At 66.7% G+C, this 12647-nt stretch carries 3 protein-coding genes; all 3 read right to left on the reverse strand.

What is annotated here, in order from left to right:
- Window positions 1-2178: a xanthine dehydrogenase family protein molybdopterin-binding subunit gene (locus VGV60_01660; protein ID HEV8699959.1), complete on the reverse strand. Its 2178-nt coding sequence runs from the start codon at window positions 2176-2178 to the stop codon at window positions 1-3.
- Window positions 2175-2639: a (2Fe-2S)-binding protein gene (locus VGV60_01665; GenBank protein ID HEV8699960.1), complete on the reverse strand. Its 465-nt coding sequence runs from the start codon at window positions 2637-2639 to the stop codon at window positions 2175-2177. Before VGV60_01665 ends, VGV60_01660 begins: the two co-directional genes overlap by 4 nt.
- Window positions 2640-2757: 118 nt before the next feature.
- Window positions 2758-12462 carry an FG-GAP-like repeat-containing protein gene (locus tag VGV60_01670; GenBank protein HEV8699961.1) on the reverse strand — a complete coding sequence of 3235 codons (9705 nt, stop codon included), beginning with the start codon at window positions 12460-12462 and terminating at the stop codon, window positions 2758-2760.
- Between the last annotated feature and the right edge of the window lie 185 nt (window positions 12463-12647).

The raw sequence follows: 12647 nt of genomic DNA on the forward strand, positions 1-12647 counted from the left end.
CTACCCCGAGCCCAGATCGCCGGCGCGCAGAGGCAGACGGCGGACGCGCTTGCCGGTGGCGGCGAAGATGGCGTTGAAGACGGCGGGGGCGACGACCGGGACGCCCGGCTCGCCGACGCCGGTGGGGGGCGCGCCGCTGGTCACCACATGGGTCTCGACCTGGGGCATCTCGTCGATGCGCAGCATCTCGTAGTCGTCGAAATTCCCCTGGGTCACGTGCCCCTTCTCGATGGTGATGCCCGACTTCAGGGAGGCGGTCAGGCCGAAGACGACGCCCCCCTCCATCTGCGCCGCGATGATGCCGGGGTTGATCGGCCGCCCGCAGTCGACGGCCGAGACCACGCGGTGGACCCGCACGTTCCCCGGGCCGTCGACAGAGACCTCGGCGACCTGGGCGCAGTAGCTCTGGTACGAGAAGTGCGCCGCGATGCCGCGGGCGCGGCCCTTGGGAAGCGGCGTCCCCCATCCTGACTTCTGGGCGGCCAGCTCGATGCAGGCCCTGAGGCGCCCCGTCTCCAGGACCAGGTGCCCGCCGGCGGAGCGGACCTTGCGGCCGCCGGAGAGAAGGTCGAGGCGCAGCCGGCAGGGGTCCCTGGACGCGGCGGCGGCCAGCTCGTCCAGGAAGCACTCGACCGCGAAGGCGTTGAACGAGTTCTCGACCGATCGCCACCAGCCGCGCGGCACCATCGATTTCGCGGCGGCATACTCGACCCGCACGTTGGGGATGGCGTACGGCAGGTCGTCGGCGCCTCCGGTCTCCTGCTCCTCGGGGTTCTTCGCATCCGGCTCGTAATACGTCTGGATGGCGGTCGAGACGATCCGGTGACGCCACGACACCGGGACGCCCGCGGCATCCAGGCCGCCGGCGAGGCTGTGAAGGCTGGCGGGGCGGTAGAAGTCGTGCTGCAAATCCTCCGTCCGCGTCCAGGTCGTCTTGACCGGAGCCCCCACGGCCTTGGAGATCTCGACCGCCTCGACGACGTAGTCGGGGTTGATCCGCCGGCCGAAGCCGCCGCCGAGCTGGGTGATGCGCAGCGTGATGGCCGACTGGGGAAGCCCGGTGGCGCGGGCCACGTCCTCGAGCGCCCAGCTCGGCGTCTGGACCGGGGCCCAGATCTCGCATCGATCCTTCTGGACGAAGGCCGTGGCGTTCTGCGGCTCCATCGTGGCGTGCGCCTGGAACGGGAGCTCGTAGACCGCTTCGATTTTCCTGGCCGCCTTCGCGAGCGCCGCGGCGGCGTCACCGTCGCTTCGCACCGCCCGCCCCGGCTTGCGCGCCAGGTCGGCGAGCTGTCGCCCCAGCGACTCCGTGCTCTCGGTGACGCCGGGCCCTTCGTCCCATTCGACCGTGAGCGCCTCGCGCCCCTTGAAGGCGTGCCAGGTGGAATCGGCCACCACCGCGACGCCGTTCGATATCGGGACCACCGCCTTGACCCCGGGTGAGGCCCTGGCCTTGGTTTCGTCGAAGCGGACCATTTTGCCGCCGAACACGGGGCAGCGGGACACGACGGCGTGGAGCATCCCCGGGACCCTGACGTCCATCCCGTAGATCGCGCTGCCGTCGACCTTCGACGGCGTGTCGCTGCGCGGCAGGGGCTTGCCGATGATCCGGAAGTCCCGCGGGTCCTTGAGCAGCGCGTCCTGCGGCACCGGCAGCGCCGCGGCCCTGGCGACGAGGTCGCCGAAGGGGATCCCACGGCCGCTCGGCGAGTGGATGACCCGCCCCTTCTCCGCGCGGCAGGTGTCGGCGGATACCCTCCACGCTTTCGCCGCGGCGGCGATGAGCATGGCGCGCGCCGCCGCCCCCGCCTTGCGCATCGGCTCGTACTTGGTGCGCACGCTCGCGCTGCCGCCGGTGTCCAGATCGCCGAATTTCGGATCGGCCCAGGCCTGCTCGACGCGCACGCGGCTCCAGTCGGCGTCCATCTCCTCCGCCACGATCATCGGCAGGGCCGTCCGGACGCCCTGGCCCATTTCCGACTTGCTCGCCCAGATCGTCACGTCTCCCGTCGCGTCGATCTGGAGGAACGCGTTCGGCGCCAGCGATCCCGCCGCCGCGCCGGCCGCCTCGGCCCCTTCGAGATCGCCGCCAAGGCGCACCCCCAGGACGAGGCCGGCCCCCGCGGTGGGGACGATGATGAGAAAATCGCGGCGGCTGACCCTCGTGAGGGCGCTCATCGTGTCCGTCCCCGGGCGGCGCGGTGCACCGCCATGCGGATTCGCTGGTACGTGCCGCAGCGGCAGATGTGGGTGCCCAGCACCGCGTCGATGTCCTCGTCGGTGGGCTTCGGCTTCTCCGCGAGGAGCGCCGCGGCCGTCATGATCATGCCGGATTGACAGTAGCCGCACTGGGGCACGTCCTCCGCCACCCAGGCCTGCTGCAGCGGATGGCTGCGGTTCGACGACAGTCCCTCGATGGTGGTGATCTTCTTTCCGCCGGCCTCCGAGATCGGCGTCACGCACGATCGGATGGCCCGGCCGTCCAGGTGAATGGTGCACGCCCCGCACAGCGATGCCCCGCAGCCGAACTTCGTCCCCGTGAGGCCCAGGCTGTCGCGCAGGACCCAGAGGATCGGCGTCTCCGGCTCCGCCTCCAGGGTGCTCTTCTTGCCGTTGATCGTGATGTTGAACGAAGCCACGGAACCCTCCTGCCCGCGTTGCGCCGTGTGAACCAGGTTCCCCGCGCCGTCCGACTGTGGCAAGGATGGGCTATCGTGTCAAGTGACGCGACCGCCGGGCGATCCCGCGGTCGGGAGGTCAGCGCTTCCTATGATCGCCGCCCGATGTAACGAAGTTACCCTCTTCGCCCGGGCAACCCTCTTCACACGATGAGGGCTCGGAGGGCATCGGCACCACCTCCGTTCCGAATCCGGTCGGTCCGTGGCCGTCCCGGTACTGAACGAGGTAGAAGAGCGCCCGACCGGCCGACGGAGTCGCGCCCGAATCCTCGAACGAAGTTAGGAGAGTTCGCCGCGCAGGGACGCGCACAGCTCCCAGGGAGATTCGGTTGCTCTCCGCCCGCAGGGAGGACACGTCTCCCGCGATGAGGTCGTACGAGGCCGCCCCAGTGACGGCATTCCAGTAGATCCGGGCCGTGCCCGCGGATGCTCCGGGCTCCAGCCGGAGGTGCAGCGGCTCCGGCCCATCCCCCTCATCGTGGGGCACCCGCACCACGGAGAGCGCCGTGGTGGAGTTCCCCGATGCGTCGGTCGCCGAGTAGAGCAGCTCGTATGTCCGTCCCGCACCGTCCCCCGAACGCTCGGCGCGCAGCAGAAGCTCCGCATCGGGCAAGCCGGCGTCCATTCCGGCGACGTCCCCCGTCGTCCGACCGTCTCCGTCGCCGGGGGCGTCATCCGGCTCGGAGCCGGCCACTGAGACGAGTCGCACGCTCACCGCCCCGTCGCATCGGTCGCCGGCCTGCCACCCCACGCGCACAGGGACGAGACGGTGATTCGGCGGCCACAGGACCGACGGGTCCGTGGCCAGCGTGAGCGAAGGGGGAATGGTGTCCTGCACGACGATCTCCGTCTGGACCATCCCCGTCGCGCCCGCGTGGTCCGTGACCCGGACCCCGATCGCATGCCTGCCCAGCGGCAACGTGGTCTGGAGGACCTGGCCCGTGCCGATAGCCTGCTCGTCCGCCTGGCCAGGGTTTCGCAGCCACTGGAACAGCACGATGTCGTCGTTCGTGCCGGGAGTCGAGTCCGCGTCGGTCGAGGCCGAACCGTCGAGAGTGATCGCCCCGCCCGCCGGGCCGGTGCACTCGATGGTCGTGGGCGCAGCGATGGCCGCGAGGGGCGGGGCGTTCGGTCGCACGAACACCAGGCGCGACTCTCCCTGCGACTCGAAGGTTGTCTCGACCTTCACGGGGACCGTGTTGCCGTCGGTCAGCGTGAGCACCAGGTGGTAATGGCCGCCCGCGTGAAGGCTCGAAATGTCGATCTGCGACGGCAGTCCGGAGTCCAGGATCACGCCGAGGACGCTCGTCTCCTCCTGGGTCGTCATCCGGAGCGAGGAGTCGTCGAAGCTTTCGATGATCAGGTCGATGTCCGCCGCGCTGCCACTGGTGGCACGCGCGCAGATCGCCGCAGGCAAGGGCCGATCAGTGAGGGGCATGACTGGGTCGAACACCGCGCCCGGGTCGCCGCATGGGCCGGGCGCCAGGAGATAGTCTGGGACCCGATCCCCGCAGCCGAGAATCGAATCGAGATCGAACAGGTACGGCGCTCCCGTCGCGCCGAAGGTGAATCCGATGCCTTGTCCCGAGACCCCCGACGGAAGGAGTCCGTGGCTGCAATCCGGAATGGCCAGGACGTCCGGGAGGACCACCGTGTGCGGAGCGAACGCCAGGATGTCCAGCGATCCTCGGAGCGTCTCGTTCTGTGGATCGGTCGCGGTCAGGGAGACTTTCAGGGCGTCTCCCGCGTGCTCGATGCCGAAGAGGACGAGTGTCGGCTGGCACGCGTCTCCGGACCCGTCTCGATCGGCATCGGCCTGATCGGAGTTGGCGGCCGCTGCGCAGTTGTCGCAGGCGTTTCCCAGGCCGTCGCCGTCCGTGTCGAGCTGGTCGGGGTTCGGCACCGGGCAGTTGTCGACCTCGCCGCACGCGCCGTCGCCGTCCTTGTCGTCGAACGGGTCGTGCGGGCAGGGGTCGCACGCATCGCCGAGGGAATCAGAGTCGGCGTTCTCCTGGCCTGCGTTGGGCACCAGAGGACAATTGTCGGATGGGCAGGAATTGTTGATGTACCTCGGGTCGTGCAGGCCGTCCCCATCCCTGTCGGTGCACGGGTCACAGGCATCCCCGAGGCCGTCCAGGTCTCCGTCCATCTGGTCCGGGTTGTAGTGCTGCGGGCAATTGTCGGCAGGGCAGGTGTTCGCGGGAACCGAGGGATCACCACGTCCGTCCCCGTCGCTGTCCGAGCAGGAATCGCAGGCGTCACCGATCTGGTCATGGTCGCCGTCGGCCTGGTCGGGGTTCGGCACCGTCGGGCAGTTGTCGCGTGCGCAGGTCATCCCGATAAAGCCTGGATTGCCGAATCCGTCACCGTCGGTATCGGTGCAGGAGTCGCAGGCATCCCCAACACCGTCACGGTCGTTGTCGTCCTGGGACGTGTTCCTGACGTTCGGGCAGTTGTCGAGGTTGCAGGTTCGTCCGGTGGACGGATTTCCGAACCCGTCCCCGTCCGGGTCGGTGCAAGGGTCGCAGGCGTCCCCGATGGTGTCGTGGTCGGTGTCCTCCTGCTGAGGGTTGGTCACGGCCGGGCAGTTGTCGAGCATGCATGTCCGGCCCGCGCCCGGGCTGCCGAACCCATCGGCGTCCTGGTCGTTGCAGGGGTCGCAGGGGTCCCCCGTGCCGTCCTGATCGGCATCCTCCTGCTGGGGATTCGCAACCTCCGGACAATTGTCCGGCGCGCAGGTCAGGCCGGGGCCGGGGCTTCCGAGACCGTCGCCGTCCGGGTCGTTGCAGGAATCGCAGGAATCTCCCGTGCCGTCGTGGTCCGAATCCTCCTGTCCGGAATTCGTGATGGCGGGGCAGTTGTCGCAGGCATCGCCTGTTCCGTCACCGTCCGTATCGGCCTGCGATGGATCCGCCGCCGTAGGGCAGTCGTCCGCTGGACATGTATTGGCCGGGAAATCCGCATCGCCGAATCCATCTCCGTCCTGATCGGTGCAGGGGTCCATCCCGTCCGGCAGACCGTCGTGGTCGGTGTCCGCACCGTTGTTGACGAGCACCATTCGAGCCTCGTCGCGATAGAGGAAGGACTTCTGCGAGGTTATCGCGGGGGTCGTTCCCTCGAGGAGCGTGATCTTCAGAGAGACGTACCCGGGGGGTGTCATGCCGGCCCTAAGGGCGGAGAGGTCGACGGTTCTGGGTAGCCCCGAATCAAACTGGATGCTCACGTACGGATCGAATCGCGTGAGGGAAACGATCCCGGAAGGGTTGTTGGGGTTCGTGTCGATCCTGAAATCGTATGTCCCGCCGTTTGGCCCAAGCTGCTTGATGCAGAACTGCTCGCGAAGGGACGCGGCCGTCGAGCCGAACGTGATATTGGTGCTGTTGGCGCAGGTCTGGGAGGTCATGACGAAGTCGGTCTGGCCGTCTTGGCAGATCACGCCCCGTGTCGCCAGGAGCGCATCGATGTCGAACAGCGTGTAGACCGTATAGCCGAACGAAGTGTCCTTGCTCAGCCCGATCCCTGCTTTTCCGCCATGGGGGAAATACCCCGTCGTGCAGTTGGGGCTGACGAGCCCCTGGGTCGGCATCTGGAAGGCCCCCCCTCCGGTCGACAGGATTGACAACGACCCCTTGAGGGGACGCTGGTACGGGTCGCGCGCGAACACCGTGACTTCCAAGTCGGAACCGCCGTCCTCGTTGATGCTCTGGATGACCAGGGTCAGGTGGCACGCGTCACCGTGGCCGTCGTGGTCGGTGTCAGTCTGGTCGAGGTTGGCGACGTCCGGGCAGTTGTCGCAGGTGTCTCCGATGAGATCGTGGTCGGTGTCCGTTTGCGAGGGGTTGGCGAGCAGCGGACAGTTGTCCACATCGCCGCAGATTCCGTCCTTGTCGGTGTCGTTGAGGCGGTCATGAGGGCACGGATCGCAGAGGTCACCCAGGCCGTCATGGTCCTCGTCCGCTTGATCGGGATTCCCGATCAGCGGGCAGACGTCGCATTCGTCGCCGAGTCCGTCCGCATCACCATCCCGCTGAGCCGGGTTGAATGCCGACGGGCAATTGTCCACGGCGCAGGTATTCGGCGGGAAGAGCGGCGAACCGAACCCGTCACCGTCGGCGTCCACGCACGGGTCGCACGCATCCCCCAGGCCGTCGCGGTCCAGATCCTGCTGCGAGGAATCCGGATCAGCGGGACAGGAGTCGCACGCGTCCCCGACACCATCGTGATCGGCATCCGCCTGGGAGGTGTTCGACGTCCCGGGGCAATTGTCCGGCGCACACGAAAGGGGGGAGTAGGCGGGATCCCCGAAGCCGTCGGCGTCGGTGTCGGTGCAGGAATCGCAGGCGTCTCCCGCCCCATCGCCGTCGGCGTCCTTCTGGAGCCGGTTGGAGGCGCCCGGACAGTTGTCGCACGCATTTCCGAAGCCGTCGGTGTCGGTATCGTCCTGGGCAGGGTTCGCGACACCCGCGCAGTTGTCCGGCGGGCAGGTATTCGCCGGGAATCCCTGGTTGCCGAATCCATCGTGATCGGCGTCCGTGCACGGGTCATCCGGATCGAGGATTCCGTCACCGTCCGTGTCGCCCGGGTGGACCGTGTTCAAATGGATCGAGACGACTCCCTCGTCTCCAAATGGCGAGGTCGCAATCGCCAGGTCCGGTCTCCCGTCCAGGTTCAAATCGGCGGACGTCATGAATCGACCGCCGTCCCCGGTGACGAACATCGCCGGACGGCCGAAGTGCCCATCTCCTGTTCCGAGGAACAGCGCGATCTCGCTCCGCGGGTTGTAGCCCCCGTCGGAAGCGAGGACGGCCAGATCGTCCCGGCCGTCAAGATTGAAGTCACCGACCGTCACCGACCAGGCGAAACGGTCCACCGAGAGCACCAGTCCCGGGACGAAGGTTCCGTCGCCGCGCCCCATGAGGAGAGTGATGTCGCCCGATCCTGACTGATACGGCCCCCCTCCGCAGGACACGGCCAGGTCGACGGAGCCATCACCATCGAAATCGCCCACGGCCATCGAGGAGGGACTCCAGCGCGCCTCGTACCTGACGGGATCGGAGAATGTCCCATCTCCCAGCCCCATCAGGATCGACACGCTGCTCGATTCGGCGTTGGCCAGCGCGAGATCGATGCGACCATCCCGATCGAAATCATAGGCCGTGGCGAAGCTCGGAGCGTCGCCGTCGGCGGTCGGTAGCCGCAACCGCGCCTGGAACGTGCCGTCGCCAAGGGCCAGAAGGATCCACGCCTCGATCCCTGACTGGAATCCGCTCAGGGCCACCAGGTCCGATTTTCCGTCCCCGTTGAAGTCGGCCGCCGCAACGGAGAAGGGGTTGGTTCCGGCCAATACGCGGGGCGTGGGGGTGAAGATGCCATGGCCGTCACCGAGCTCCACGGACAGGTCAGCGGAGAGGACATTGGCCGTGGCTACGTCTTCATGACCGTCGCCGTTGAAATCGGCCACAGCAACGGAGAACGGATTGTCGCCGGTCGGGGGGGCCTGCGGGTGGTCAAACGTGCCATCCCCTCTGCCGATCAGAATCGAGAGGCCTCCCGTGGTGTACTCGCCGCCCAGGCCCGAGTTCGATACCACGAGATCAGGAACACCATCGTGGTTGAAATCTCCATTGGCCAGGGCAATCGGACCGATCCCCGCTGCCTCCTCGCGCAGGGACCCGAGGGCCATGTTCCCCAGGTTCAGGAAGCTGACGAGTCTCCAGTGGCTGTCCGATGCGCCAGCCCAGACAGCCGCCACGTCCCTTCTTCCGTCGCCGTTCAGGTCGGAGATCGCCAGCTCGCCCAGATATCCGCCAACGGGGAAGCGGCCCGTCTCCTCGAAGGTTCCGTCACCCACGCCACGCAGGACGACCAGGTCAACGGGAAACCTCGTGCTCAGGACCAGATCGATCGTTCCGTCTCCGTCGAGGTCACCGGCTGCGGCCGAAATGACATATCCATTGAACACCACAGAGGGCGGGCCGAAAGTCCCGTTGCCGTTGTTCATCGATACGGCGTTGTACCCGGGGAGTAGAGAATCCGGTGCCCCGTCGCCGTTGAAGTCGGCAAAGATCACCGGCTGTCCATTGTCCCCCCCCCAGGACGCATGGGGACCCAGGGTTCCATCACCTCGTCCAGGGAAGAACAGGACGTTCCGCCCGAAGATACCGGATTGTTGGCGAGGTGCGGCCACGACGTCCTCCGCCCCATCAAGATTCAGGTCGATGATCGTGAGGGAATCAATCGGGTCCTCGGCGTTGAATGGCCCGACGGAATGAAACGTCCCGTCCCCCTGGCCCAGGAGGACGAGGATTTCGGCGAGCAATCCACCGCTCGTGAACACACCGGAAACCACTAGGTCTTCGTTGCCGTCACGATTCAGATCGCCTGCCGCGACCGCGTACGGTGGATACAGCGATACTGAGATGGGGCGGGGATCCTCGAGTAAGCCCGATGAGGTTCGTAAATGGAGCCTGAGCTCATTTGACCACTGGGCGACGACCAAGTCGATCCTCCCGTCTCCATTGAAGTCCCCGCGCGCCGCGGAACTCCCAGGCAACGACTGCCGGGGCTGGAATGTGCCGTCGCCATTCCCAGCGAGTAGAGAGATGTTCAAGACGTAGCCCCCGTAATATTCCCGATTCAACACGAGCCCATCCTCGGCGCCGTCTCCCACAGCATCACCCAGCTGAAGTCGATAAGGCTGGATCCCGGCATCGAATGCCGGAGCGGGGAACAACGGGCCCGTCAGCGCAGGTTCGCAGGCGTCTCCGATTCCGTCGGCGTTGTCGTCCACCTGGGCCGGGTTGAAGTCAGCCGGGCAGTTGTCGCACGTATCCCCCTGGCCGTCGCCGTCCCGATCCTCCTGGCCGGCGTTCGGCTCATCCGGACAGTTGTCCTGATCGGAGCAGGCGCCGTCCGCATCGGCGTCGTTGCCGGGGTCGAAGGGGCATACATCGCACGCATCCCCCTTCCCATCCAGATCGATGTTCTGCTGCTGGGGATTGGCGAAGGTCGGGCAGTTGTCGCAGATATTCCCGAAGCCGTCCTGGTCGGTGTCGGTCTGGGTCGTGTCCTGGACGCCCGGACAGTTGTCTCTCGGGCACGTGTTGGCCGCGTATCCCGGATCTCCGAACCCGTCCCGGTCGGAATCCGTGCACGGGTCGCAGGCATCGGCGAGGCCGTCGGAGTCGAAGTCCGACTGGGAGGGATTGAAGGCCGAGCAGTTGTCGCAGGCGTCGCCGACCCCGTCGCCATCCGAGTCCGACTGCGAGGCATTGGCCCTATACGGACAGTTGTCGGTGGCGCAGGTGCTGGCGGGGAAGCCGGGCTCGCCGAAGCCGTCGCCGTCCGGATCCGTGCAGGGGTCGCAGGCGTCGCCCGTACCATCATGATCCCGGTCGGCCTGCGAGGGGTCGGAGGCCTCGACGCAATCGTCGCAGGCGTCTCCCACGCTATCCCCGTCGCGGTCGGCCTGCGAAGCGTTGCCCAAGGACGGGCAGTTGTCGCGCGGACAGGTGCTGGCCGGGAATCCGGGTTCCCCATATCCGTCGCCGTCGAGGTCGGTGCATGAATCGGATCGGTCGTCCACGCCGTCGTGGTCGCCATCGGGGAACGGTCCGCGGTTCAGAAGGAGCGAAATTCCATTCTCGTGCGCGACGACGAGGTCGGCCCGGGTATCGGTGTTGAAATCGGCCGAGAAAATTGCCGCGGCCCCAGCGGAAACCGCGTAGCGCGCGTTCGGATTTAACGTACCATCTCCCTGTCCGAGCAGGATCGGGATGTCTCCGGATACCGTATCGGCCAGGGCCACATCGAGCGTGCCGTCGCCGTCGAGGTCGGCCACGACGATCCCCCGCGACGACCCTGCCAAGGGATACTGGACGATGGGGTCAAACGTGCCACCGCCGCGGCTCAGGAATACGGAGACCGTCGAGGCGACCCCGGCGATGTCCGAGCTGGAGACAATAAGATCGAGCAGGCCGTCCGAGTCGAGATCGCCCAGTGCCGCGCTCCGGGGAATTGCGGGCAAAGGGATGAGGCTCGCGGCTGCGAATTGCCCGCCACCCATCCCGGGGAAAATGGCGATCGCGTCACCCGGCGAATTGATGGCGACGATATCCATGCGGCCGTCCCCCGTCACATCGCCGAGAGTCACGGAGCTTAGAAAGTTGCCGGCCGCATAGTCGACTCGCGGCATGAACGTCCCGTCCCCCCGGCCAAGGAGGACGGAGACCGTGTTCCTGCTCGTCCCCGAGCCGGACGTCCCGCCGTTGGCCGTCACCACGTCCGGAGCCCCATCTTCGTTCAGGTCACCGACCGCCAGGCCGATCGCCGTCGCCGGGACGATTGAATTGCCGTATGGCGAGAAATACTCGTCGCCGCGGCCGAGCGAGACCTGGATGTTCTTGGGTGATCGCTGCAGCGTCACCACGTCTTGATGGCCGTCCCGGTTGAAATCACCCGTTCCGAGCGCATCGAACGAGCTCGAATAGAACTGGAGCCCGGGGGATCGGAAGGTGCCGTCCCCGTTGGAAAAGTGAACGAAGAAGAAGTTCCCACTCCCCACGACCAGATCGAGCCGGCCGTCAGCGTCGAAATCAGCGGAGGCGATCGATGCAAGGATGCCCTTGAACGTCAGCAGGCGCCCCTGGTCGAGGTGGCCGTCAGCAGTCGCTGAAAGAATGAAGACGTTGTTCGAGACCAGGTTCGAAACCGCAAGGTCCGCATGCCCATCCAGGTTCCAGTCCGCCACGGCCAGGGAGATGGGGCCCCTTCCGGTTAGAATGGAGTCAAAGTCATCGAAGGAGCCGTCGCCTCGCCCGATGAACACTGTGCCCGAGTTGTCACCCGCACCGACCGTGAGCAGATCGAGCTTGCCGTCCGCATTCCAGTCGGTGGCGCGACAGAAGGTCGGAAACTCCCCTGAGGAAAGCGGCAGCAGCGATGCGTACGAGCCGTCGCCGCGCGAGGTCAGCACGAGAATCTGTCCCTGAACTGTGGCGAGCGCGACGTCCAGGAGTTCGTCGGAATTGAAATCGCCCCCCGCAGCGCACGCCGGAGGCTGGAACGTGATCACGCCGTTCCCCGGTCGCAAACTGCCGGTCCCGTCCCCGATGAAGACGGAGAGGGTCCCACGATTCACCGTGACGAGATCGGCCTTCGAATCACCGTCCACGTCACCGATCAACGCGGTCACGGGGCTCACGCCGACAGGGAAAAGCGACGGGGGCCCGAACGTTCCGTCGCCCTGTCCCAACAGGACGGAGACGCTCCCGTTCGCGCAGGAGGAGTCCGCGCAACCCTGCAACAGCACCAGGTCGGTGTGCGCGTCGGAGTCGAGATTTCCCGCAACGAGGGCGGCGGGCATCCGGTCGGCGGCGATCAGATTCACCGGATCAAAAGTCCCGTCCCCCCGGCCCTGAAGGATCGCGACGACCGGTGCGTTCGACACCATGTTGCTCACCGCCAGGTCGGGCCTGCCGTCACCATTGAAATCGGCGGATGTCTGAACGGCGGATAGGGTTGCGAGAGCGACTGGAGGGCGCGAGGTGAACGAGCCGTCGCCGTTTCCGAGAAAGATCAGGACCTGGCCGAAAGTGAAGGACTGGTCCAGGCTGAGCACGGCGAGATCGGGCACGCCGTCCCCATTGAAATCAGCGGTGAGCGTGGCGCTCGGGCGGGTGATCCCCTCGAGGACCGGGTTCGCGAAGAGCCCGGTTCCCTGGCCACCGGCCGAGGACCCTCGAGGGGAAGTGAACAATGCCAGCGAAAGGCAAAGTGCCGCCAAGGCCGGCCTACGGAGCCTGGGTCCCATGAGTCCTCCGCTCTGCGGGGCACTGCCGCGCGGGCTTTATTCCTCGGGAGCAATGATTCAGGATGACCTGGAGGGAATCTACCCCGTTTCCGGTCCGCTGCAAAGGGAAATCAGATTGGCCTGCCCTTGACCTTCCGGAATGGCAGCGGCTAGGCTCC

It is taken from the genome of Candidatus Polarisedimenticolia bacterium, assembly GCA_036001465.1.
Taxonomy (GTDB): Bacteria; Acidobacteriota; Polarisedimenticolia; order Gp22-AA2; family Gp22-AA2; genus Gp22-AA3.